This window comes from Vagococcus sp. WN80Y, assembly GCF_059621045.1.
This window is the reverse complement of sequence record NZ_JCAQHY010000144.1, coordinates 1-23,614: the sequence shown is the minus strand read 5'-3', so window position 1 is coordinate 23,614 and position 23,614 is coordinate 1. Positions and strand designations below refer to the sequence as shown.

23 protein-coding genes and 1 pseudogene are annotated in these 23,614 nt (G+C 34.5%); 10 read left to right on the top strand and 14 right to left on the bottom strand.

The genetic code is table 11. The annotated features are described in order from the left end of the window. Window positions 1-56: 56 nt before the first annotated feature. The 3 genes from AC5KOD_RS09345 to AC5KOD_RS09335 all read right to left on the bottom strand — a co-directional run bounded on the left by AC5KOD_RS09345 (window position 57) and on the right by AC5KOD_RS09335 (window position 2,932). A complete protein-coding gene (locus AC5KOD_RS09345; protein ID WP_496914282.1) occupies window positions 57-1,106 on the bottom strand; it encodes a bifunctional transcriptional activator/DNA repair enzyme AdaA in 1,050 nt (349 codons plus the stop codon). 561 nt (window positions 1,107-1,667) lie between these two features. Further along, window positions 1,668-1,871 (bottom strand): hypothetical protein, encoded by a 204-nt coding sequence (locus AC5KOD_RS09340; protein WP_496914281.1) that lies wholly within the window; start codon window positions 1,869-1,871, stop codon window positions 1,668-1,670. Between the two features lie 125 nt (window positions 1,872-1,996). After that, on the bottom strand, window positions 1,997-2,932 hold the full coding sequence (locus AC5KOD_RS09335) for a helix-turn-helix transcriptional regulator (protein ID WP_496914280.1): 936 nt from the start codon (window positions 2,930-2,932) through the stop codon (window positions 1,997-1,999). Window positions 2,933-3,012: 80 nt separating this feature from the next. On the opposite strand from AC5KOD_RS09335, the gene AC5KOD_RS09330 reads away from it, so the two are divergent. Beyond that, window positions 3,013-3,660, top strand: coding sequence for an FMN-dependent NADH-azoreductase (locus AC5KOD_RS09330; protein ID WP_496914279.1), 648 nt, complete (start codon window positions 3,013-3,015; stop codon window positions 3,658-3,660). A gap of 184 nt (window positions 3,661-3,844) precedes the next feature. On the opposite strand, the gene tnpA is transcribed toward AC5KOD_RS09330, so the two are convergent. Together tnpA and AC5KOD_RS09320 are read right to left on the bottom strand one after the other, a co-directional pair. Beyond that, window positions 3,845-4,300 (bottom strand): IS200/IS605 family transposase, encoded by a 456-nt coding sequence (gene tnpA, locus AC5KOD_RS09325; protein ID WP_496914278.1) that lies wholly within the window; start codon window positions 4,298-4,300, stop codon window positions 3,845-3,847. A gap of 362 nt (window positions 4,301-4,662) precedes the next feature. Further along, window positions 4,663-4,947, bottom strand: coding sequence for a hypothetical protein (locus AC5KOD_RS09320; protein ID WP_496914277.1), 285 nt, complete (start codon window positions 4,945-4,947; stop codon window positions 4,663-4,665). Between the two features lie 143 nt (window positions 4,948-5,090). Between AC5KOD_RS09320 and AC5KOD_RS09315 the strand changes: the two genes are divergently transcribed. After that, window positions 5,091-5,573 (top strand): DMP19 family protein, encoded by a 483-nt coding sequence (locus AC5KOD_RS09315; protein ID WP_496914276.1) that lies wholly within the window; start codon window positions 5,091-5,093, stop codon window positions 5,571-5,573. Between the two features lie 744 nt (window positions 5,574-6,317). Here the strand turns inward: AC5KOD_RS09315 and AC5KOD_RS09310 are convergent. Both AC5KOD_RS09310 and AC5KOD_RS09305 read right to left on the bottom strand, forming a co-directional pair. After that, window positions 6,318-6,497, bottom strand: a complete 180-nt coding sequence (locus tag AC5KOD_RS09310; RefSeq protein WP_496914275.1) for a hypothetical protein — start codon at window positions 6,495-6,497, stop codon at window positions 6,318-6,320. 108 nt (window positions 6,498-6,605) lie between these two features. Continuing rightward, window positions 6,606-7,070, bottom strand: coding sequence for a GNAT family N-acetyltransferase (locus tag AC5KOD_RS09305; protein WP_496914274.1), 465 nt, complete (start codon window positions 7,068-7,070; stop codon window positions 6,606-6,608). 1,135 nt (window positions 7,071-8,205) lie between these two features. Between AC5KOD_RS09305 and AC5KOD_RS09300 the strand changes: the two are divergent. The 3 genes and pseudogenes from AC5KOD_RS09300 to AC5KOD_RS09290 all read left to right on the top strand — a co-directional run. After that, window positions 8,206-8,590: pseudogene (locus AC5KOD_RS09300) on the top strand (transposase); the annotation flags it as partial. Between the two features lie 130 nt (window positions 8,591-8,720). Continuing rightward, complete coding sequence (locus AC5KOD_RS09295) at window positions 8,721-9,056, top strand: GNAT family N-acetyltransferase (RefSeq protein WP_496914273.1); 336 nt, start codon at window positions 8,721-8,723, stop codon at window positions 9,054-9,056. 38 nt (window positions 9,057-9,094) lie between these two features. Continuing rightward, the gene (locus AC5KOD_RS09290) at window positions 9,095-9,307 is read left to right on the top strand and encodes a hypothetical protein (RefSeq protein WP_496914272.1); all 213 of its coding nucleotides are present in this window, start codon (window positions 9,095-9,097) and stop codon (window positions 9,305-9,307) included. A gap of 249 nt (window positions 9,308-9,556) precedes the next feature. Here the strand turns inward: AC5KOD_RS09290 and AC5KOD_RS09285 are convergent, their stop codons facing one another. Further along, a complete protein-coding gene (locus AC5KOD_RS09285) occupies window positions 9,557-9,976 on the bottom strand; it encodes a DJ-1/PfpI family protein (RefSeq protein ID WP_496914313.1) in 420 nt (139 codons plus the stop codon). A 952-nt stretch (window positions 9,977-10,928) separates the two neighbouring features. Continuing rightward, window positions 10,929-12,536 carry a DUF3239 domain-containing protein gene (locus AC5KOD_RS09280; RefSeq protein ID WP_496914271.1) on the bottom strand — a complete coding sequence of 536 codons (1,608 nt, stop codon included), beginning with the start codon at window positions 12,534-12,536 and terminating at the stop codon, window positions 10,929-10,931. 546 nt (window positions 12,537-13,082) lie between these two features. On the opposite strand from AC5KOD_RS09280, the gene AC5KOD_RS09275 reads away from it, so the two are divergent. The 5 genes from AC5KOD_RS09275 to AC5KOD_RS09255 all read left to right on the top strand — a co-directional run bounded on the left by AC5KOD_RS09275 (window position 13,083) and on the right by AC5KOD_RS09255 (window position 17,291). Continuing rightward, window positions 13,083-13,292, top strand: coding sequence for a hypothetical protein (locus AC5KOD_RS09275; protein WP_496914270.1), 210 nt, complete (start codon window positions 13,083-13,085; stop codon window positions 13,290-13,292). A 488-nt stretch (window positions 13,293-13,780) separates the two neighbouring features. Further along, complete coding sequence (locus AC5KOD_RS09270; RefSeq protein ID WP_496914269.1) at window positions 13,781-14,332, top strand: helix-turn-helix domain-containing protein; 552 nt, start codon at window positions 13,781-13,783, stop codon at window positions 14,330-14,332. Between the two features lie 156 nt (window positions 14,333-14,488). Further along, window positions 14,489-15,475 carry an ornithine cyclodeaminase family protein gene (locus AC5KOD_RS09265; protein WP_496914268.1) on the top strand — a complete coding sequence of 329 codons (987 nt, stop codon included), beginning with the start codon at window positions 14,489-14,491 and terminating at the stop codon, window positions 15,473-15,475. Window positions 15,476-15,491: 16 nt separating this feature from the next. Then, entirely contained in the window at window positions 15,492-15,704 is a 213-nt protein-coding gene (locus AC5KOD_RS09260) for a tautomerase family protein (protein ID WP_496914267.1), read from the top strand. A gap of 18 nt (window positions 15,705-15,722) precedes the next feature. After that, window positions 15,723-17,291, top strand: a complete 1,569-nt coding sequence (locus AC5KOD_RS09255) for an L-serine ammonia-lyase, iron-sulfur-dependent, subunit alpha (protein WP_496914266.1) — start codon at window positions 15,723-15,725, stop codon at window positions 17,289-17,291. 338 nt (window positions 17,292-17,629) lie between these two features. Here AC5KOD_RS09255 and AC5KOD_RS09250 read toward each other — a convergent pair whose 3' ends face one another. From AC5KOD_RS09250 to AC5KOD_RS09230, 5 genes are all read right to left on the bottom strand, one after another. Next, a complete protein-coding gene (locus AC5KOD_RS09250; protein ID WP_496914265.1) occupies window positions 17,630-19,279 on the bottom strand; it encodes a leucine-rich repeat domain-containing protein in 1,650 nt (549 codons plus the stop codon). Window positions 19,280-19,296: 17 nt separating this feature from the next. Then, complete coding sequence (locus AC5KOD_RS09245) at window positions 19,297-19,890, bottom strand: hypothetical protein (protein ID WP_496914264.1); 594 nt, start codon at window positions 19,888-19,890, stop codon at window positions 19,297-19,299. Next, window positions 19,880-21,208, bottom strand: a complete 1,329-nt coding sequence (locus tag AC5KOD_RS09240; protein WP_496914263.1) for a WxLIP family cell surface protein — start codon at window positions 21,206-21,208, stop codon at window positions 19,880-19,882. The genes AC5KOD_RS09245 and AC5KOD_RS09240 overlap by 11 nt, the downstream gene beginning before the upstream one ends. A 681-nt stretch (window positions 21,209-21,889) precedes the next feature. Continuing rightward, entirely contained in the window at window positions 21,890-22,087 is a 198-nt protein-coding gene (tnpB, locus tag AC5KOD_RS09235; RefSeq protein ID WP_496914312.1) for an IS66 family insertion sequence element accessory protein TnpB, read from the bottom strand. A gap of 377 nt (window positions 22,088-22,464) precedes the next feature. After that, window positions 22,465-22,842, bottom strand: coding sequence for a DUF6608 family protein (locus tag AC5KOD_RS09230; RefSeq protein ID WP_496914262.1), 378 nt, complete (start codon window positions 22,840-22,842; stop codon window positions 22,465-22,467). Between the last annotated feature and the right edge of the window lie 772 nt (window positions 22,843-23,614).

Here is a 23,614-nt window from a genome sequence, read left to right as displayed (position 1 = left end):
GAGCGTCATTAGTTGACCTCACTCAGCTTTTTTTTATTATTTTCTCATTTCTAATCCTACTTCTCATATTCCTGCTCATGTTTCAGTAACCATTTTTTCCGCTCAAGCCCACCACCATAGCCACCTAAGCTACCATCTATCTGAATCACGCGATGGCAAGGAATGATAATGGCAAGTTGATTAGCACCATTGGCGTTACCAACCGCACGCATGCCTTTAGGATTGCCAATCGCTGCTGCCAGCTCTTTATAAGAAGAGGTCTCGCCTCGCTTAATTTGGGTTAAGGCCTGCCAAACCCGTTGCTGAAATTCAGACCCCAGACAGTTATAAGGCGTGTTAAATGTGTCTAATTTTTTATCAAAATATAACGCTAATTCTTCTTTAATTTGTTCCGTGATCACTGTTTTACCTGGAACGATGGAGGCGTTCAACCGATTGCGTAATCGCTCAATTTCTCTTTCTAACCCGCGACGATCAACAAACTCTAGCAAGTATAAAAAGTCATCGTCTGCAATGCTGATCATTGGTCCAAGAATGGTGTCGATCCAATCGGAAGAGAGCACCTTAATTTCTTTTGATTGCTTCGGATTTCTACCCATTATTTTAGAAAAAGCATCATAAAAGCCACTAGCAGAATCATAGCCAACATCCAATTGTGTATCGATCCGCTTTTCCCCATTTTTAATTGATTTGAGTGCCATTCCCATTCGTCTTGAACGTGCATATTGGACAAACGTCATGCCATAAACTTTTTTAAATTGCCTTCTAGCAGTGATCGAGTGAATCCCTAACTCGGCAAAATCTCGATCTTTCCAACGTTTTTCGGGATTTTCCTCCACAAGCTCCACCATTTGTTGTACTAAGAGGGGAATTTCTCTTGGGAAAGACAGTGGTTTACATCGTTTACAAGGACGATAACCAGATAAAAGAGCCTCTTCTGCCGTTTCGTAGAAGGTGCAATTTTCGTATTTTGGTTTTCTAGCAGGACAAGTCGCGTGGCAGAAAACACCTGTTGATTTGATGCCAACAAAAAAAATACCGTCATAGGTTGAATCTTTTGCTATTAGAGCCTTATAATAATTTTTCTTCTCTTTTTCACTAATCATTGGGGGTAGTCCTTTCTAGGTTATTTTGCCTAATTCAAGTTGGTTACGTTCGTGATATGGTGTGAATGTTGCTAATAGCTCTGTGATGACTTTCAGTATATCATCACATGGCCTCTTTTCCCCATTTTGCGGCCCATAAAAATCTGACAGAATATAGCTACTAGTTCAAGTGAGGTTAGTGAGGCATGTGTATTTATAGGCTGCCAACTATTTAATAATACGAGGGAGTAGCTTTGTTTATGCGCGTGTCGGAATATTTCTTTGTTCTTTTGATTTATTTGTCACCAATCCCTTCAGTTCTATCTTTAATTTACTGCTATTTTTTAGAAGGTTCTGCCGAAAAATGAACATCAATTTTATTATTGTGATAGTTTTAAGCGAGTTTCACGAAATACATTCTAAAAGAAAGCTTTTCTACTGGGATGTAAGGCGGATAGACGCTTTATATGAGTCATGAGGTAGGAATAAAAAAACTCAAAAATTATCCTCTTTACATGTAGTAAAATAGAGCAGATAATTTTTGAGTGTTGTATGAGTAGAACTTTCGTTTATTCTGTAAGGCTATTTAGGATAAAAAATGTAAACGAGGATTAATCCGATAATAAATGCCAACAAGCCAATGAATAAAAAGGGTTTGGTTAACCCATTCCAAGCGGGTTTATTAGTAAATGCTCTCCAACGAAAACTAGCGCCTGATAGACCCAGAAAAAGAAAGCCGACAAATAAAACGATAAGTGAAATAGATAATAATAGTTGATTAGTCATAATAAAACCACCTTTCTTACATCAGTATAGAATTGAATTGCTAATTTAACCATAGATTCAAGTGACGGCGACTAACGCTTTTGTAAGGTGAGGAGATCAAGTGATCGCAGCTCAGTATGCAGTCTCTAAGAATAGAAACCTTTCATTTCCTCCAATTGGCGTAAATAATTCTCTTTTAGTTGATCAGGAAACTCGATTGTAACGTGTTTTCCAAGTGAAATCAGATAATGAGTCATGTAAGCTAACTCTTCTTGATTATAGCCACCAGTTATATAAGGAACATCCTCAATGATTTCCAAGGACATATTTGGGTAATTATTTTTAAGGAACAGTTCTTTACCAAAAGTAGTTAAGCGGCATCTGAAAGGAATGTTATGATAAGAGCGCTCATGCTCCAGTTGTAAGACAGCTAATTCTTTTTTTGTAAACGTCTCCACGTTTTCCTCACTAATAGTCACGTCATTCATGTAGTCACAACGGTAAGTTCCCCATTGTTGAGCCTTGATATCATAGGCGCTCACAAACCAAATTCCGTTTCTGTAGAATAATTCGTAAATTTGTAGCTGAGTTTTTATGTCGTCGTATTGAGTGTAGGTAACGTTAACGAACTTCTCATCGAGTATGGCGGATAAAATTAGTTCAAGGTTGTCTAATTGAGTAACTGGTGTGACATTATAATAATCAACAGCAGCCAACATGTTGGCAATGCTCTCTTGATGACGAGAAGATAGGGTTGAAAATAACTTTTGTTGAATGTTTGAATAAGACTTGTTGAATGGTGTGCTTGAAACCAGCTTCAAAGCCTTTAAGGCAAAAAAAATAGCCTGAATCTCCTCATTATTGAAGTAGAGGGGAATTAATGGCGTTTGATTGATTAATTTATAGCCACCATGTCTGCCATTCTCTACATAGACTGCTAACCCCATCGATTCCAATTCTTTTATGTCTCTAAGAGCCGTTCGTTTAGAGATAGAAAAGGCCTCCATAAGATCTTTTAGTTGAAAAGAAAACTTATCCCTAAGAAAAATAAGTTCCTGATTTAATCGTTCTGATTTTTTCATCGATATCTCCTTCAAAAGGTGCCGTATTTTGGCACCTTTCCATTATATACTAATCTTATCAAAAACGAAGGAGTATGTATATGCAAACATTAATCATCAATGCCCACCCAGATTTCTCAAATCCAACTCATTTTTCTGCAAAATTACAAGAATTATTTCTGACACAATTTAAAGAGGTTTTTCCAAACGAACAGCCGACACTATTAAACTTGTATGATAGTAACATTCCGCGAATTGAAACTAATGGGCTGTTAACTATGTGGGACAAACAAGAGGCGGGAGAAACATTATCAAAGTCAGAAGAAAAAATTGCCCAAGTGTCGGCAAATTTATTAGCCCAGTTTAAAAAGCATCATCGGATTGTTATTGTCTCACCGCTTCATAATTTTAATGTGACCTCTCGCTTGAAAGATTACATTGACAATGTTCTCGTTGCTCGAGAAACCTTTAGATACACTGAGGATGGATCGATTGGTCTTATGATTGATGATTATAAGGTTTTATTGTTACAGGCAAGTGGCACAATATATACCAATGACGACCGCTATACGCCGCTCGAATTTTCTCATTTTTTCTTAAAAGAAATGTTCGAAGAAATAATGGGCTTCAATAAATTTTACATTTTGAGAGCTCAGGGTACTTCTGTTTTAACACCGGAAGAGGTCTGGCGAACCATTCCAGATGAGATGGCTCAAATCCTTGAGCAGTTTTATTCCTCAGAGTATTAAAAGAAAAGGGGATTGAAGGGAATCACATAAAAATTAGAGAAGTTGGAACATAAAGTTGTTTTGCTCCGAGTAAATATCCACCCGTAAAACGGGTGGCTTTTTAACAGCCCTAGAAGGGCTCATTACTGGCAGGCCCCCTAAAGAGGGCTTTTAAAAGACTACCACTCGCTATTCGAGATACTTTCTATTTTTTAAATGGATCCAAATACTCTCGTTTACTGATACTATCCCTTAATCGATCATCTGTCTCTTGTTCTCGAATATATTTTTGAATAGTCTTCTGATTTAATCCAACCGTACTGACATAGTAACCTTTAGACCAAAAACTTCTATTCCCATACTTATACTTTAAATTAGCATGCTGATCGTGGATAAGAACGGCACTTCTTCCTTTCAAAAATCCCATAAATCCAGAAACTGATTCTTTGGGCGGAATTCTCACTAACATATGGATATGATCTGGCATAGCATGAGCCTCAATTATTTCTACTTCTTTCATCTCACACAATTTCCTTAAGATCTTTCCAATATCTTTCCTAAGTTGACCATAGATAACCTTTCTTCTATATTTGGGAGTAAACACCAAATGATACTTACAATTCCATCTTGTATGTGCTAAACTTTTATCATCATTAGACATAAAGAAACTCCTTTCGATTCTCTTTATAGCGGTTGGTAGCCACTATTTAGTATATCGAAAGGAGTTTCTTAACGCTAAAGCTATTTTCTCCACGCGCAGTACGCGTGGTTTTTTATTTCGCACTTTTCGTGCTCAACCGACTAAAGTCATTAAGAATTACAACAACCTATAAGACCGTCTATGTCTTATAGGTTGTTGTGAAATAATTGACGACTTACTGTCAATTTAACGTTAGCTATGTACCGGATTTCGGAAGAGAGTGGGTTACCTGACTCAACTGCTTGCAATGAACGTAAGCGTGTGTCGAACAACATCTCATTGAACTTAGGTCACTATTGGTGACTAATAAATTAAAAAAATTTTTATAAGCTGTTTTGTGAGGTGGAGCTATTAAATCCGTCATTCAACCAACTTAATAATCTTAATCCAGCATTTGTTATTGAGACTTCTTCTGTTGGTTTTCCTTCAACATAGCCAGTTTTAAATTTGATTAAATTATACTTGAAAATAAATTCTTTTGCTTCTGTTACAACGCTTTGATTATTAAGCGTATTATGAATTTTTCCGTCAAAAGGAAAAGAGGTAAATGAGTTAGAAACTTTTACATTTGATAATAGTAAACGGATTGCTTTGCTTAATTCATTCATAGAAATTGCTCCTTTCAGGTGCACCATCAGTATACGCCTGAAAATAAGATAATAATAATCTAACGCTCTCTTTCAACTTCTATGTGTCAGAATAACGTTTACAAGCAATTAAATTATAGCTAACATGAAAGAGGGATTGTCTTATGGAACAATTAATTATTAATGATAGTGTTATTGATTCAGGAAATATTATTGAAATACTAGCGCCACTATACAAGCATGTTTCTTTTGATTCAGAATCAATTTACCAAAGTACAATGAACGGTTTTACAAAAGAGCAACAGCTTATGTTCGCGCTAGATTGTTATCAAGCTGAAGTTTATAATGGTGGGCATGATCAATTTTTTTTTAATTCTACAGGCATAGTTTGGAAAGAGACCTTAGAAGCTTTGAGATTGTTAGGTGACAAAGAAGCAGCTTCTATTTTTCTAGAAGCCTTGAAATTATTTGAGAACAGTTCTCCTAGTCTCATTGAACAAGAGAGGCATAGACAACTGGATAAAATCGCAGAAAAAGATTTTGACTTTGAAGAACTGGATAATCGTTTTTATGAAGAGGTTCAATTGGATGAAAAAATAGTGAATTTTATTAATAGAAATCGCACTTCATTTTACTTTATAAAATAAAAGAAATTGCATGGTTTTATCCACACTACAGCAGCAATAGCACAGAGCTAATACGTGAGCTACATACCAGAGAAGAGCGGGGAGGATTAGATTGCGAAGACTTTACGACGCTGACAAATTTTAAAGAGGCAAAACAAACCTTAACGGTTGAAATGGTGATATAAAATGAAGTTAGTCAGTATGGGCTTTGCTTAAATAAACTTTTACTACTAATTATGATGGTGACTCAATCATAAATCACTAAATTCTTGAAGATATGATGACAGCAAATGAAATTGCAAAGACTTTATGAGCATTTAACCATTGATTTGAGTTGCAAATAACGAACTATTAAATAGACTCGAAAGAAAGTTACTATGGATTAAGGAGCTAGGTATCTTGGACTTTTTCACTTGAAGTTCACATGGTATAGAGCGAATCGGAGATAAGCCCCGGATAGTAATTGAATTAACAAGTACTTAATTGCTAAAGTTACGTGTTGCAAGTAGGGTCAAAACGAACACTATATATGCAGCGAAAGTCGTAGGAATTAATAAAATTATTCCAGTAATAAAAAAAGAAAGGCGTCTATGTTTAATCCCTTTTATAATGAATGCTAAACATGGGAAAAGAATAATAAGAGGGAGAATAAAAAGAATAATATCAGCAAGTATATTTGGCAATGGGATTGCTCCGTTTCATAGGAAGTTTAAAACGTATTATAGCATAGTTATTATTTCTTAAAATAAAAACAACTAACAATTGTTAGTTGTTACCTGAGTTATCAGTTTTCGGCCATGACAGATATAGCAGAAATAGTATGGCTGCTGTTCCAATAAAAGATATTAGAGTTAACGAGCCTTTGAAAAAATCAAGGACGGTATTAATTAGCATTAACGAAATTGCGATAAACATAAAGCGATGACCAAAATCAAGTTTTTTCATGAATATCCCTCCTATATAAAAATATTTTAACACATTTGATAGTAGAATAATCGAAAACAGACTACTTTGTTAATGCTTCAAAATAATCTGTTATAAGCATCCATTAAATTAGTCAATAAGTTTATAAAGAGTGGTCGCTTTCTCGGCGAAGCCTTTCTTTAAATATAATTCATAGGCATTAGAATTTTTGTTCAGAACGCTTAATTCTAAATAGTCAGCTTCTTTGAGCTTAGACCAGTTTTCGCATTCTGTTATTATAGCCGAAGCAATGCCTTGACCTCTGTGCTCTGATTTAGTGATTATATCAATTAAATATGCAAATTTGTGTTTCTCCAACACATTGTAAGGGGGCGTTTCTTGCAATTGTATAAGTGCAAAGCCAACTATCTCGTTATTGATTAAGGCGATTATGATATCTGATTCATCACTTTCGATAGTCGTTTCTAAAAAAGTAACATCTTGTTTGGTAGCTCTTAAAAAATAGGGCTCCAAGCTAGAAAGCGCAGTAAATAATGAAGCGTAAAGAGACTCTATTTGAGGAATATGTTCTTTAGTTGCCAGTAGTAGTTCCATTTAATCACTCCTTAGACATAACAGATTAATTTTATCAAAATTGGTGAAGCAAGTACAATTCTTTCTAAATTAGTATGAACAGTGTGATTCTTTACGAGATTAAACTAGCCAAGCAGATTGAACTACTTGGCTAGCGGTTATCAATAAAACCACAGCACATTGTGGGAAAGTTTGATAACCACTATAAGCGTATCACAATTTCATTGTAAAATGCTGCATATTTAATGAATAAGTTGTAATCTCACAGAAAACAAAAAGCACCTAAGTTAATAGGTGCTAGTGTTAAATGGTTATTATTGGGTATTTCTGTAGTTACGCCAATCCTTGCTCATTGACTTAGGCATAAAATTATATGGGTTGAGATATACAGTTGCAGATGCGTGCTTTAATTTAGCTTGTTCCATATCTACCTCAGTCCTTCCCTTTAATTCATAGTAACATGTATCATTATAAAAAGCACATTAAATGAATCGAGAATAATGTAATTCTTATCATTATATTGGGAAATATACCAGGAGAAGGTAACTGCCTATTGATGATTTATTGGCGATACTATTAAAATAGTTAGTGGTATGGGCATATGGAAAAGAAAGACTAGCTGAGAGAAAAATTAGTTGAATCGTCCCCAAAAAATCCCATATAGATCATTGCTCCGATTAAAAAGTAAAGAATATAACAGACATCAATTTTTTGTATTCTATATCTAAAAAAGAAAGATAAAGGAAAACGGTCTTTGTTTTTTGGGTTGAATGTATTATGGAAATTAAGAAGACCATTTAATAGCCTCTTTAAGAAAAATTTGACTAGTAGCGTAGCTGGAAATACCCCAAAGGACATCATTAGTGAAATGCCCATTTCTCACAGAGCACGCGTTGATTCAACACCTAAAACGCCCAAAGTTATAGCCCAAATAAAAGATAAAGGAATTAAAATCACCATAGGTAAAATTATAAATTTAATCCTAACGTTCATTTTAAAAAGAATTATATAGTTAATCAAATTACAAATAAGCATTAAGAAAATAGTCGATAGCGTAAAATATTTTGTGTAAATAGAAGTTTAGGATAGAAAAAAAGAAAGTCCATTCTGTAAAATTAAAGTTACCACAACCGAAATTTTATAGGAGGACTTTCTCATGACTAATTTTACTACAGAAATAATGGAAACACTAATCAATAAAGGTAATTTGGATGATTTATTTCGTCGTCATCTAGAATTGGCTATTAACGCTTTATTACAAGCTGAATTAACGGCATTTCTTGACTACGAAAAGTATGATAGAGCTGGATTTAATTCAGGTAATTCCCGTAATGGGAATTATTCGCGTTCTTTTAGAACAGAGTACGGTGAATTGAATTTAGTAATACCTAGAGATAGGAATGGAGACTTTTCTCAACAAACCTTACCTGCTTACAAAAGAACGAATGACTCTTTGGAAACGACTATTATTCAGCTATTTCAAAAAGGAATTACTATGTCCGAAATCTCTGATCTAATTGAAAAAATGTATGGTCATTTGAATACAAGGGACAAAATAAATGGAAAGAACAGATCGAGCTCTATCACTTGCCGAAAGATCAAGCAATATTCTCGGGTTTTCCTAAAGAATCTATCATGGAAGACTCTAAAGATAAAAATAGATACCCGATAATGTTACTAACAGAAGATAACATTTTGGTAACTTTTTTTATTTTGCATGAAAAGATTGGTGTAAGAGCATATTCTGATAATGAGCAAGCAATTTTACTAAGAAGTTTCTCCACAGATTTGAGATATCAGGGAAAAGAGTACGGCAAACGGGCATTAAAATTACTTCTTGAATATATAAAAAATCATTTTGACGAGATAAATGAACTCGTACTAGCTGTCAATTCAGTTAATATTTCTGCTATAGGCCTATACAATAAAAGTGGATTTATAGATACTAAGAGAAGAATTAAAACTGACTATGGAGAGTTGGTTGTTTTGAGCCAAACAATTGACTAAAGCTTATTTTCAAAAATGATCAGAAAGGGGGTTAATTCGTGAGTAATGAACTGACGATTAGAGAGTGGTTAAGTGTTTGCCCAGATTTTGAAATAAAGAAGATTGAAGGAAATCAGCTTATTGATCAATCATTGATATGGGAAGAACTGGCTGACAGATCATTTAAAGGTGTGTCATTTGCTTATTTAAAACATTTCCTAGTCGATAGCTATCGATGGAGCACAGAAATCAATTTTAACAATGAGTTATAACGGAAGGTGAATAAATCCCCGAATGTTGTTATAGCATTTATTACAAAATTATGATTGGTTGGCAAATGATGAATATAAATTCTACTCAATAGAAAAGGGGTCGTTATATGGATTTTTGTTCCAATTATATTCTATTTTATTAGCTATTTCTTCCGCAATTACTTGGCTATATTGGTCAGAGATAAAACTTAAAGTCATATCAATTCCAGCAGAGACTCCTGAGGAAGTATAGATTAAACCGCTTGAAACTCAACGTGCGCTTTTTTGCCAATCAACGTTTTGGTTAAGTGAGACTACCCAGTTGAAAGCGCGCTTATTAGTGGTTGCCTTTATATTATTCAGATAGTTCGTTTTTGGTAATAAAGCAGAACCTGTACAAACACTTAAAATTACTGAACTTTGTCTAAGCATTTCTTCTAACTTGTTTATAAATAGTTCATCTTTAGTAAGGTCTCTCGTTCCTTTACCTCCAGGGATTAATAAGATATCTATCGGTTGACTTTCGAACTTGGAGGTATTAACTTTGTATCCTTGCCGTGAAGAAATTAATCCGTCTTTTACAGAACACAATTCAATTTTTATATCATTTACATGGCCCAAAATTTCCACGGCTCCAAAAACGTCTAATGTTTCAAAGTCATCAAATAATAATACTTTACAACTCTTTATAGGAATTCTCCTTCTTGTATTCTGAAACTGGCTCTAAGTTATTATCTTGGATATATTTTAAGCAGAGACAGGTAAGCTTTTTTTGATTTTTCCAAATATTCTAACTGTCATGATAATGTTTGGAATGTGAATTCGTGAACCGTTTGCAACTCTATTTTATGAAAGGTGGATCGAAATAGTAGTTACTTAGGCATTGTACCCGTTGTCTTGCTCAAATTTGATTCGGTTAATAGGAAAACAAAAGAATGTAGGTATTTTTAAGCTAGAATAAAAATGTAAAAGACATGCTGTCAATACACCTTAGAGCTGCTTAAGATGGTAGAAAAATTTAATACAAGTTGAATTGTTTCATATGCAGACAAAAGGGAATTTCCTTTCGTAAGGTTTTAGTACTTACGACGACCATAAGCACCACCATTTCTAAAAGACAGCCATCTCTACTTAACTTTCTATTTTCTTATTATACCATAGACAAATCACAATATTTTGTAATAAGTCATAGAGACACTAGCAAAGGTGATTATATTAGGATTCAAAATATACGAGGATGTAAAGTCATTTTGTTCCGAGCTTTCAACTCTTAAAGCTTTAGTATTTAGAAGTTAGCAGAATTTTGGAGCAAGTTTATCATATATATTAGTGAAACAATTGGAAGGTGAGACATTTGTGCACATACAAATAGAATAAGACATTCCTAGAGATGAAAAGGAACGTCTTACACTGTAAATAAAAGAAGAGGGGATACGACTTCATAGGCAGATTTTGATGAACCGCATCATGCTGTGTTTACTCACATCGAAAGAGTTTAAAAATTAGAAAAAAGTAAAATCAGCTTAATTGTTTCTATTAAAAGGTGTTCAAGATATTGGCCTAGATCTAAATTTTGAACTTTCCATATTCAATGTAAAAGTATCTCTGTTAACAAGTCATGCATCTATTAACTAGTTACGGATCAACCTTTATCTGATTCAATTACCTCAAAAGATTCATCCAAGACGACTGTTTCTTGTAGTGCATAGCTGGAATATCTCTCATAAATCATGGGCAATAATTCCCAAACATTTTCAGGGTATACTTTTGAACGATTTAACAATTCATAGGCTTCTTTTATAATCGTTTCATCATCAAATCCATAGGATAAAGGACGTGGATAGAAACTATCATAATACCAATCATGATAATCACCATAGCTCGCAACACAAATTAATTTGTCTCCCAATTTAACTGAATCAGTCATTTGATTCAGCAAAACTGTTCGCAAGCCCCAGCGTTGTTTTCTTTCAACCCCCATAGAGAGCGGAGCAAGAACCACAACTTCAACTGGTGTTAAATTAATCACTACAGCTGGAGTTAGCGTTCCTTTTTTATACAAGTTACTTGGTGTACCGATTACAAATAAGTAAAAGCAATAAACGAGTGTAATAATTAGCATTATCCAGCCTAAAATTTTTGAATCCGTCATGAAAAAGCGTACCGTATTAATTGTAAAAAAAACCAATAAAAGAATTTTTTTCCAGTTTATAAAAGACTTTAACTCTTTATCATAGCGGTATATTCTCTTCTTTTTTGGCGTTCTATCAATTGGCAAAATTTCTTCCGCATTCTTTCCTTCAATCAATTTTGCATAGTTACCTGGATATTGAACCGGAATTTCTTGATCCTTGTAGTGAAAAATAGCAGGTTCAGAAGAGTCTTTTTGATCGTTTTCCTCATTAAATTGATATGTTTCATTTAAGAAACACACTATTTCATTACAATCAGTATCTGCCCAAATATTAGAGAAACTATCTGTCAGTTGAAAACATTCAATGACTTGGTAAACTGATTTGGCAAAATCTTCTGTTGTCGTAACAAATGTTCCTACCATGCCATTAAAATCTGATCTAAAAATCTTTCCCACCATCACACTCGCAAGATATTCTTGCCAGTTATTAAAAGCATGTTTTGTCTCAGTTCCGATTTTTTGTAAAAGTTCTAGTGCACGATTATCTTCAATATAGTTCAATTCATACGCGTTTTGGATAATTGATATTTGTCTTAGATAATTAAACCCTACGCCCATATGATTTGAACTAAGTACTATTAACTGTTGGTTTTCTAAAAAAAAATCATATAAAAAGCTTTTTTGTTCAAAATATAACTCTTTTGTAGCGTAATATAATTCTGTAATGAGTTCGGCATCGTCTGCCTGTTGAGAAATAATTGTAAATTTTCTTACTTTTTCTTGTAAACGATCATCTGAATAAAATTCACTAATCTCTCTATCTGTAACGTGAAGAAATTTTTCTTGATTTTCTCTAAATAAATCAAATAACAAACTTTGTACGACTTGATCGTAAATACATGAATCGTAGTATTTAAGCATCTCAATCAAACTATTTTCATCTTTGATACCGTAGTTTTGTTTGATAGACTTCTTTAACACTGACTTGATTGCCCCAGTAATTGGCTTAGTTGTTGTAAGTTTCGTGTTAATTTCTTCTGAAGGCTCTGTTAGAAAGACTTCATTGTTATAAAATTTATAGATACTTTCCAACAACATATACTTATTTTTAATCATTATGATATAGGCTCCTCTTCATTTCATTTTGGTCTCTATAATATGATTACGGACAAATTGTTCGCTATAATCAATTATAGGAATTATTATTATTGTGACAACTAAAAATATAGCTAAGGGACATTCCAATGGTTTTAAAGAATCAATTGTAGTACTTGCTTAGACCGGATTGTCTGTTAATTAATTTCTAATGTTAGACTAAAATAGCCGACTATGTCAGTATCTAGATAATCGATAGTAAATTTAGTTAGGTCTTAGAGTTAATATATGTAAAATAATTTTTCTTTTCTTAAGATATCGTTTATGAGCTTAATTCAATTCCAAGCTATAAATGGACTCAAAATGAAAATGTAAAAACTAGAAAGAATAACTAGTAAAAAAAATTTAAAAAAATATACAAATAGCGTAGTACCGACTCTCCTAAGTCGTATATTCTTTATAGCGACAAAAATAGAATATACTAGAACTAATAAAACAAAAAAAATCTTAACGTTTTTTTGTATTGTTATTTGAGCATTATAATTAATTACTTCCTGGGAATCCATCATGGCACGAAAGGCAAGATTTGTTATTTGGGTTGTAAAACCTCTATCAGGAGCAGGGTATAAAAATTTTTGCATACAAAGCATCAAAACAAATCCTAAAAATTGGAAAACGACAACTGACAGAAAAGAATATCTTTCTTTTTTTGATGTTAAATTTGAATCTCCATTTGCCCACCATCCTAAATATATTTATTTTGTTAAATTAAGCTAGACAATTATTTCTCATTTAAGTAACTAAAAATTATCTTTAAAATACCGTGAATCTTATTCTCATCTGCTGTTTTTCCGACTCCCCCAAAATTGACATTTAAAGGAAATTTTGCCACAGAACTGATTTTTCCTCCAAATAATAGATGTACAAATAAATTCAATTAGAAATTCTAAAAGCAAAAGAAAAGTCACTTTCATGTATGACAAGAGTTAATTTTAAAGGTAGTAATATTAAAATTCAATCTCAAAAAAGGGCTAGAATTGAACGATCAGTGTTTAATTGTTAGTGAAATAAAAAATTTCCCTGAAGGAAGTTAGAGACTTTCCACACAGAAATCACCTTTTTGAGGAAGGATAGGTGAAAAAGGTAATTGATAATGCCACAATCATAGGCTAAATTGAAAGTGATTGTGACTCCTCTATTGATATATAGGCAATAGTTCACTATACTTTAATTAGTTTAAAACGATAGAAAATGTGAGGTTGATTATGAATAGGACGATAGGAAAAAAAGTAAAAGAGCTAAGACAGCAGCAAAACTTAACCTTGAAAGAATTAGGAAAAAAAACCGGATTATCTAGTGGTTATTTATCTCAGTTTGAACGAGGGCAAACAACAATCGCAATTGACAGCTTAGAGCAACTTGCTAATTTTTTTAATGTTGAATTGTCTTACTTTTTTGAAAAGGCCAAAGAAACGACATCCCCAGTGATTAGAAGCTATGAACAAGTTAATCTTCAGATTACTAATGAGCAATTTATATCTCAGATGCTAGCTCGAACAAGTGATCAAGAATCCTTTCTTCCAAGATTAATTGAAATACTTCCTAATAAGGAGATTATTGAAGAGGTAGAATTGTTTTCACATAAAGGAAAAGAATTTATTTTTGTTTTAGAGGGGGTATTAGACCTGTATTTAGAAAGTGAAGAGTATAGTTTATATCCTGGTGATTCTGTGTATTACTCTTCGGAAAAAATTCACAATTGGGTTAATAAAACTACTAATAGAGTTAAATTCCTAGTAGTTAACGATTATTCTTAATTCATTATAATGAAAAAAAATCTCTAGAATGAATCAGGAAACGGTTTTAGGTTGGTTTTTTAATTGAAAAACCCGTTATAGTGATGTATAATTCATTTTAATGGAACGTTTTTTTATCGATTCATTTGTTAAAAAAATCACATTAGGAGGATGAAAATGTTACTTTTATCAAGAGAAGACATCAAAAAAGTATTTTCAATGAAAGAAGCGATTGAAGCTGACAAAATCGCTTTTAAAATGTTTACTCAAGGAGGGACAGAGGTTCCGTTAAGAACGCAAATAGTATCGGAAAAAGAGGGTGGGACATTTCTATTTATGCCTGCCTATGCGCCTGAACTAAATGCGGCATCGCTCAAAATTATCAATATTTTTCCTAATAACATTGATAAAGGATTGCCTTCTGCACCTGCACAAGTATTGTTAGTGGATGGTAAAACAGGAATTGTAAGTTCCGTTTTAGATGGAAATACAGTGACACAGCTTAGGACAGGTGCTGCATCTGGCGTGGCCTTTGATGTATTAGGAAGAGAAGATGCTAAAGAAGGCGCATTAATTGGAACAGGTGGACAAGCAGCTAGTCAGCTTGAAGCAATGATATGTGCCAGAAATTTAGATGTCGTGCGTGTCTATGACATGAATTTTGAACGAACAAAAGCTTTTTCAGAGCAAATGGCACTAGAGTTAGCTGAATATGGGACTAAAATTATTCCGTCTAAGTCATCTGATGAAGCCATTGCTAACGCAGATTTAATTATAACAGTCACTCCTTCTACGACCCCTGTTTTTGATGGCTCAAAGGTAAAGGCAGGTGCCACGGTTAGTTGTGTAGGGTCTTATCAACCTCATATGCAGGAAATGGATCCAGTTATTTTGGAGCGAGCATCTAAACTCTATTTTGATTCTGAAGAGGCGGTTCTATCTGAGGCGGGAGATATTTTAATTCCTCTTGAAAAAGGAATAATTACGAAAGAAAAATTTACTGGTGATATTGGAGAAGTGTTGCTTGGAGACTTGGTTGGGCGAGAAAATGATCAAGAAATTATCGTCTTTAAAACAGTCGGAATCGGCGCTCAAGACTTAGTAACGGCCAAACAAATATATGACAAGGCTTGTGAACAAAATGTTGGAACAACATGGTCCTAAGAGAAGGAGAGAAATGATGCCACATATTTCTGTAAAGCTATATCCAGGAAAAAATTCTGGAATGAAGCAAGAGTTTGCCAAAAAGTTACAAGAATTCACTGTGAAAGAATTAGGCTGTGAACCAAATTTTGTCTCTGTTTCATTCAAAGAAATAGAAGCAGATAAGTGGAAGAAAGAAATAGAATCGGAATTAAGGCATGAAGAGATGATTATTGAAGCTGACTTTTAAATAAAAAGGAGAATGTATATGCATGATTATCCAAGTATTTTTAATGATGTTTTAGGCCCCATTATGGTGGGGCCGAGTAGTTCACATACGGCAGCGTCTGTGCGAATTGGGAAAGCGTTGTCTCAAATGGTTAAAGGGAAAATCACCTATTTTCAAGCCGATTTTGATCCAGAAGGGTCATTAGCTGCTAGTTATATAGGTCAATGTTCTGATGTCGGACTTGTAGCAGGCTTGCTTGGAATGGAGCCAACAGACAATGATTTACTTCGTTCTATTGAAATTGCAGAAAGTGATGGCATGGATATAAACTTTAGAATCGTTCCTTATGAGGCGACACATCCAAATACCTATAAAATGGTAATCAAGAGTGACTTAAATGAGCTAGTAAAAGCAACCGCTTTATCTGTTGGTGGAGGAATGATTGAATTCACAGAAATTAATGGGGCTAAAGTGTCTATAAAAGGTGGTTTCTATGAAACCTTGATATTTGGCAAAAATTTAAAAGCTAAAGAAGATGAATTAGTGAATGAAGTAGCAGAGGCGTGTTCATTGTCTATTCAAGAAACCGGCAATTATCATGTTATTAGCATTCAATCACTTGAACCAATCAATCAAGAGGAATTAAATAGGCTTAACAATAAACTAACCATTGAAAATGTGATTGCATTTGATCCAGTCTTGCCAGTCATGTCACAAAAAACGCCACACATTCCTTTTAGTACAGCGGAAGAAATGTTGGAACAAGCCAAAAAAGAGCAATTGGATTTAGCGGATATGGCGCTAAGATACGAAAGTATTCGAGGCAATATTGAAGAAGAGGAAGTGTATAACAAAGCTGTTCAAATTGTTGATATCATGTCAAATGGTATCGAGATTGGCCTCAAAGGAACGAGCTACGATGACCGAATATTAGGCTATCAATCGTACAAAATGTTTGAAGCCAATAACAAACTAATTGGTGGTGATATCACAGCGCGGATCATCGGCTATATTTCCGCTATGATGGAAGTAAAAAGTTCGATGAACGTATTTGTTGCCGCTCCAACTGCGGGCTCTTGCGGAACATTACCAGGAACGACAATAGCTGTTTCTAGTTTTTATAATAAATCAAAAGATGAGTTGGTACGAGCATTTTTGGCTGCTGGAATGATTGGCGTATTCATAGCAGAATATGCTACCTTTGCAGCTGAGGTAGCTGGTTGTCAAGCTGAATGTGGGGCTGGATCAGGAATGACAGCCGGAGCTTTAGTGCAATTAATGGGTGGTACTATTGAAGAGGCTGTCAATGCTGCTTCAATGTCGTTGCAAAATGTTTTTGGAATGGTATGCGACCCAATCGCAATGCGTGTAGAAGTGCCTTGCTTAGGGAAAAATGTGATGTGCGGACTTAACGCTCTGGGAGCGGCCAATATGGCGTTAGCGGGGTACGATGCGGTGATTCCGTTGGATGAAACGATTGATAGCTTTAATAAGGTTGGTAGAATGATTCCACCAGAATTAAGGTGCACAGGATTAGCGGGAGTTGCTCAAACAAAAACTGGGTTAAAAATAGCAGACAGTTTAGGCTGTTCCTTAGGATGTTGCTAGTGACCAAGTCACGTTTATTTTTTAGAAATAGCTCAACACATACTAAAAACGTTAGAGAAATGATTAAAGAGAGCGACTCTACTAGCATTGAAGAAGCTTAAGAATAGGTGAGCGGGATAATGATAGCTTAAACATGAATGGTAAGCGTTAGTCTGCCATACTTCTTGAATGGCGAATAAATAAGTGCTTGGACACACGCGTAAATAAGTTAAATACCACCAAATCACGGTAATAAAAACCTTGGTTTGGTGGTATTTCTATTTTCCTATTTCTTTAAAAAGCGAGAGAGTTGTTAATTAAGTCCGAGTCTCTTTTGCGCTACTCTCCCAATCGCCTAATTAATTTACATCCATTTCCAATGTCCACTCGATTTGAGTTGTTTGATTTCCCGTTGCATTAAAATTAGCAGGGATTGTCAACGTTGGATTTAATTTTACGTCATAAGTATCAGCTTTAGCTGTTCCATCAGTAAACAGATTTTTCTTTGTTTGGTCTAGTGACACATTGTTAACAACAGAAGCATTAGTTGACGTTCCTTTTAAGGTTACATTCATCTTTTTATCCAGATAATTAGCATCCTTGTAATTGACTCCAACTTTCCAACCAGTCGTTTTATTTGTACGCGTATCAGTTACTTTTACTGTGGAGCTGGATTTTGTTTCATCCTCAACAGTCGTTTTACTTGTTCCATCTAAAACGATTTCTTTAAAGACCATCTTAGCATCTGTCGCTATTGCACCAAAGCTAACGGCTCCTACTTCTTGCTTTTCTAATAATTTGATCGTGGCATCAGATGTCCCAGTAGAAGGCTTTGGTGTCACAGATCCTTGCTTCCATTTTGCTGTTAGGGTGATGTTGCCTTTTTCTCCCAATACCCCTAGCTCACTATGCTGATATGAGTTACCATCACCATCAGTCCACTCTAAAAATTCAGCATTGTCTTTAATCGGTTCTTTAAAATAACTTGTTGCGGTTATAGTACTAATGCCTTTAATAGGTGAAGTAAAGGTAATCTTTTCGATAAAATCTCCATAGAAAGCTTGTCCTTTAAGCTCCCCATTACTAACTAAAGAGGTTGGCATCGTAAGGGCTGTTAAGCCCGAACCAGTAAAAACATGGGATGAGATTGAACTCACTGTATTGGGAATGTTGACATCCTTTAATGAGAGACAATCTTTGAATAAAGAGTTAGCTAGTGCTGTCAAACCATTAGGCAGTGTCACATTATTTAAAGAAGTTGCCCCCATAAAGCTGGCATCACCTATTGTTTTCACACTATTTGGTATAACGATTGTTTTTAAGGCCGTTGCATTGTTAAACGCGAATTGACCAATTGTTTCAACGCCTTCAGCAATTGCGACTTGTGTTAAAGAGGTACATCCCTGGAAAGTAACATCCCCAATTACTTTAATAGTTTTAGGAATATTGATACTGACGAGAGACGTACAATCCATAAAGGCACGGTTGCCGAGTGTGGTTAACGTATTAGGTAAATTAATTGATTGAATACCAGTTTCCCTGAATGCACCAGGCCCAATAGTAACTAGTCCTTCACTAAGTGTGACACGTTCTAATTTTTTACGCTTGTAAAATGCAGTTTGACCGATTTCCTTCACTGTCTTAGGGATATTAATTTCTTTTACAGTATCTGTTTCAGTAGCTTGTAATCCTAAAGCACCTGTTCCAATCCCAGTAACTGTATATTGGATGTTAGTCGCTGGATCGGTTACTTTTTCATTAATTGTAACAATTTCTGGTAATGTGTCTTTAAAATGACTGGTAATGGTAACGTCATTTTTGCCCATCTCATCTGAAATAGTATATACAACACCATCAACACTAAATTTAACTGGATCAGCATCTACAGCAGCGATAGATTCTGTTTTTATTTCTATCGCTTCCTCAGCCCAGACCTTAGAGCTATTAATCGTTAAACCAGCCACACCAAGAACTAATATACTACTAAATAAACTAATCTGTCTTTTCATCAGGCTCTCCTTTATTCTTAAATTTCTGGTGTCAATGTCCATTCTAGTTTTGCTGAATACTCGCCACTTGTCGTCAATGTTGCAGGGATTGCTAAGGTAGGGTTTAGAGTAACCTCTTTTTCTTTAACACCTGCTTCATATTTACCACTAAACACTAATTGACTTCCAGTACCAACAGTTGGACTATTATGAGTATGAGTTCCTTTACCAGAAACATTGGCACTTGCCAATTTCAAACTTAAGCCATTTTTCAGAAAACCATTTGCAGTAGTTGTTGGTGTCACATCTTTTACTTGCACTGTATACTTGCCTTCTTTGCCTGCTCCTAAATTTTCGCGAGTATCATTCAACATAATTTTAGCGGCACCTGGTGTTTTTTCCCCTGCCGTTAGAAGCGCTCCAGTCAATGTTGTATCCGCAAAGTTGATTTTAGCACTAGCTGTTACATCCACAAAACTAATGGCGCCAGTCGGTCCAGGAGCTTCGCCTTCTTTAATCATGACTGATGCATCAGATGTTCCTGATTCTGCTGCATTAACAGCTAATGGTGCAGTTAGCACCATGCCTGTACTTGCTACTATTAAACTTGTAATTATTTTGCTACTTTTCATCTTTTTTCCCTCTTTCTATTTTTATGAATACGGTTGTGGCACCTAATAAAATGACACTTCCAAGTGATACCAGCTGTGTGTTCGTCTTTTCATTCGTTAAGGGTAATACTTTTTTGGTCGTACTAAGTGTTTTAGCCTCAGATGATGATGCCTGTGTTTTCGTTGTATCAGATTCTTTTGGCTTAATGAGGATAGTTGCGTCACTGACACCATTGTTAGCTTTTGTTTCAGCCGATACCTGATGTCCTAAAGTAAGACCAGAGGCAACCAATAAAAAGAGTATTACCTTACTTGACTTTTTTTTAGTTCGTTTTCTTTTCTTCATTTTTTTCGTCTCCATTGTGTCTTTTGACTTTTCTTGCCATTTTTTTTGCCTGAACAACAACCCTCCTATAACGAACAAAGCGGCTATAAAGGCCGCCAAGAGAGCATATAGACCCCAATTGGATTGTTTCTTAAAGACCATGTCATTATTTAATTCTTTTGCTTCTTTCCTTGTAATCTCGAATTCTTCTTGCCACTTTTCATCAAGACCCTCAGCCTTAGCAGTCATCTCTAATCGATACTTACCTGCCCTAAATTCCTTGGTACCTAATGAAATTGAATAGTTAAAACTCGAGTTTGGCGCTAGCTTCATCGCGTCTTGCTTTTCCTCATAAACAGTTTCGCCATTTGGTTTAAATACTTTTGCTTCAAGCGTTAACTCCCGCAAAATAATTGCTTGAGGATTTTGTAGGCGTGTCTTAATGACATTTTCAAAGCTTTGCTGACCAATTGTCACACCTTTAAAATTCAATTTATTTGGAATAGGGGTATCATTCTGCCAAAGTTTAATTGGAATCACGTATGAAAAGACATTGCTAATCCCGGACTGCTTTTGATTTTCCTCAGATAACTTTTCTGAAACCCGAATACCACCGAGGATAATACCGTCAAATGCTTCTTCCGGCATCGTAATTGCTACTTCAACTTTCCCAATACTACCCGCATCCACCTTGATTGTCGGTTCCACCTTAGCCACATCTGTTAGCTTATGTTTTAAGGTCTTATCATATGTCTTTACCTTATGCTGATACTCAATAACACCATGATCATTTGTAATAGCGTTCTCCATAACCGTTGTAAAAGTCATCTTATCATCTGTGTTATTGTGAATTTCAATTTGCAATGTTTGTGTTCCACTTGGAATTAGTTGAACATCAAAATAGTCTGTCACCTCTTTTCGTTGGTTTTCAGTTAAGAGTGATTTTACGAAATAAGAAGCCTGGTTATTCTCTGCATAAGCATGGTTAGGCAGAACGAAATAAAAAATAACCAACAACAATAGCTTTTTTATTCTTTTAATACGAATAAATAATCACCCCTTTCTCGAACGAATGTAACATGCTTATTTTAAATTATCTGTCTTAATTCGAACAGTCCATTTTTCTTAAAAACTCTCATCTTCATAAGCCTGGTTGGGTAATATTAAATAAAAAAGAATCAACAATAATAGACATTTCATTATTCTATATTGTATAAAAATACCACCCCTCTCGAACTATTGTAACATCCTCATTTTTAATTGTCTATCTCAATTTGCACAGCTATTTTTCTTAATAGTTATTCTTACTATTATAAAGTGCAGGGATATTCTAGGAGACAAGTAGCCTATTTTTTTACCTAATCTTTTACGGTGCTGATTGCAATGAACAATCGATGATATTCTTAATAAATGCCTGCTAGCTCGTAGTTTTTATCCATCATAATAAATGGTAAGTTTACTGCCAAGTTTGATAATTTTTTTAGTAGTGGAACAGTTGTGGATAAATCAGAAATATAGGTGGACGAAAGAAGGCTGCTCATAATAGACTGACTACCAGCCGAAGCAACTAAATGGATTTTATAGCTAAACCAGTACTGATTTTTACCTTAGCGATTTTTTTACTAGTGTTAATTATGATACGTTCTTGATTCAGCTCAAATTAAGTATAGCTACAATCAATTTTTTTTACGGTGTTTATCGAACGGTGGGCTCAAGTCGCTTAGTTAATAATAGAAAACCAACTTGGATCCAGTAAAGAGCTTTATAGCGATCATTTCGATTGCCATAAAATAGAAAAACAGTATTACCAAAGACATTCAACTCATAAGTATCTTTAACAATTAGCGCTAAACTGTTAATTCCATAACACATGTCCGTTTTGCCACAGACGATAAGAATGTACTTGGCATGAATGTAATTAACAAGTATAGTGTTGAATCTCCTACAGAATGGCGGTTAGAAAGTATTGGTTCGAACATTGTAGACACGAACTCCTGTTTCACCAATTTTTAACTAACGAGTCAGGTTTGGTTTTTGCAGGGAATTTGAAGAATAATGTGTCAGTTTATCTGAAAGGAGGACTGGGACGATTGATGTTTGTTTAGTCACTAAAACCACCACCAATTTACTTGATAGTCTAAGTAAATTGGAGATGGTCTTCGGTGATAGGCAGTCTTTCATTATACGCCTATATTTCTGTTTGATATGAATGAGGAGAATTTCTTGTTTAGTTAATATCTTTACGCCACAAGGCATTGAAATTTATTCATTTAGTTAGTATTATTTTTTTTCTTTTTTATAGTCATAATTAATGTGAAGATGATATACAACGCAGTATAATTTAATGTAATATCTCGATAAGCTGTAGGATGCAGTGGTTCAATAAAACTAGTTGACCAAACATACAATAATACAATTAATAACGAAATAATATATTGTACAAAAAAACTTAATATCTTAGAGTCAAGTTTCACATATTTTTCAATATATATTAAGGAGACTCCCACCCCTGTTATGACAGCTCTGTTCAAAATGTGATAGTTTGTATCCTCAATAACCCCTCGATACAGCTGCCAAATACTACTTATCAATGTGATAAAAGTAAAAATGATACAATAAACACTTAATGTACTATAAATTTTTGTCATATGAATGTATATCCTTATAATTTATTTTTAGTTTATTGTAACATATGATATCTGTAATCGACAATATGACCTTCAACTATATTATTGCGCTTCAATGATATAGTTGAAGGTCATAGCAAGTATTAGAGAAAATATAATAGTTGATTCAGTACCTTCATCAAGGTTATTACTTACATTGTATCAAAAATGGGGAGCTTCTCATTTTTTGGCTAATTTAAGCCCTTATGACACAAGGTATTGAAATTATGAAATTGATTCAACTAGCTTCCCTACCTAGGAATAAGAAATAATTAGAGAGGATCAATTATAGTGATAAGAAAATAGAGCTATGGCTATTATAACAAGCAGGGATAACTGAGCGTGTTATATAATTACTAGTGTTTGTTTAATTATTTACTAAAATATAAGGAACTCTTATAATTGATACGTGCTTGATATAGCTATAAGATAACACAGAGAAATTGTTGTAAATGATGTGCATTAGATAAGTGATTTATAAAGAGGCGCTAGCAATGTTTAATCGATCAGTATGAGACAAGAGGATTGAGTGAAGCAGAGAAAGACTTTAGTTGTATAGTTGCTCTTAATCCCCATCCTATTAGCATAGTCTAGCGAATAAGATGGGGATTAATGATGTTATTTAATAAATAAAAGTATTGACAGCGTTTTCGTTTAATTGTACACTGTGGGCGTTAGGAACGACCCAGACAATTACATACAAACCATTGGCTACTATCTCCGGGGTTGGCGCCCCAGAGGCAGTATGAAGCCT

What these genes read in the sequence shown, in the direction of transcription:
- AC5KOD_RS09345 (WP_496914282.1), bottom strand. Translation starts at nt 1,106, where the DNA reads ATGATTAGTGAAAAAGAGAAGAAAAATTATTATAAGGCTCTAATAGCA.
- AC5KOD_RS09340 (WP_496914281.1), bottom strand. Translation starts at nt 1,871, where the DNA reads ATGACTAATCAACTATTATTATCTATTTCACTTATCGTTTTATTTGTC.
- AC5KOD_RS09335 (WP_496914280.1), bottom strand. Translation starts at nt 2,932, where the DNA reads ATGAAAAAATCAGAACGATTAAATCAGGAACTTATTTTTCTTAGGGAT.
- AC5KOD_RS09330 (WP_496914279.1), top strand. Translation starts at nt 3,013, where the DNA reads ATGCAAACATTAATCATCAATGCCCACCCAGATTTCTCAAATCCAACT.
- tnpA (WP_496914278.1), bottom strand. Translation starts at nt 4,300, where the DNA reads ATGTCTAATGATGATAAAAGTTTAGCACATACAAGATGGAATTGTAAG.
- AC5KOD_RS09320 (WP_496914277.1), bottom strand. Translation starts at nt 4,947, where the DNA reads ATGAATGAATTAAGCAAAGCAATCCGTTTACTATTATCAAATGTAAAA.
- AC5KOD_RS09315 (WP_496914276.1), top strand. Translation starts at nt 5,091, where the DNA reads ATGGAACAATTAATTATTAATGATAGTGTTATTGATTCAGGAAATATT.
- AC5KOD_RS09310 (WP_496914275.1), bottom strand. Translation starts at nt 6,497, where the DNA reads ATGAAAAAACTTGATTTTGGTCATCGCTTTATGTTTATCGCAATTTCG.
- AC5KOD_RS09305 (WP_496914274.1), bottom strand. Translation starts at nt 7,070, where the DNA reads ATGGAACTACTACTGGCAACTAAAGAACATATTCCTCAAATAGAGTCT.
- AC5KOD_RS09295 (WP_496914273.1), top strand. Translation starts at nt 8,721, where the DNA reads ATGTTACTAACAGAAGATAACATTTTGGTAACTTTTTTTATTTTGCAT.
- AC5KOD_RS09280 (WP_496914271.1), bottom strand. Translation starts at nt 12,536, where the DNA reads ATGATTAAAAATAAGTATATGTTGTTGGAAAGTATCTATAAATTTTAT.
- AC5KOD_RS09275 (WP_496914270.1), top strand. Translation starts at nt 13,083, where the DNA reads ATGGCACGAAAGGCAAGATTTGTTATTTGGGTTGTAAAACCTCTATCA.
- AC5KOD_RS09270 (WP_496914269.1), top strand. Translation starts at nt 13,781, where the DNA reads ATGAATAGGACGATAGGAAAAAAAGTAAAAGAGCTAAGACAGCAGCAA.
- AC5KOD_RS09265 (WP_496914268.1), top strand. Translation starts at nt 14,489, where the DNA reads ATGTTACTTTTATCAAGAGAAGACATCAAAAAAGTATTTTCAATGAAA.
- AC5KOD_RS09260 (WP_496914267.1), top strand. Translation starts at nt 15,492, where the DNA reads ATGCCACATATTTCTGTAAAGCTATATCCAGGAAAAAATTCTGGAATG.
- AC5KOD_RS09255 (WP_496914266.1), top strand. Translation starts at nt 15,723, where the DNA reads ATGCATGATTATCCAAGTATTTTTAATGATGTTTTAGGCCCCATTATG.
- AC5KOD_RS09250 (WP_496914265.1), bottom strand. Translation starts at nt 19,279, where the DNA reads ATGAAAAGACAGATTAGTTTATTTAGTAGTATATTAGTTCTTGGTGTG.
- AC5KOD_RS09245 (WP_496914264.1), bottom strand. Translation starts at nt 19,890, where the DNA reads ATGAAAAGTAGCAAAATAATTACAAGTTTAATAGTAGCAAGTACAGGC.
- AC5KOD_RS09230 (WP_496914262.1), bottom strand. Translation starts at nt 22,842, where the DNA reads ATGACAAAAATTTATAGTACATTAAGTGTTTATTGTATCATTTTTACT.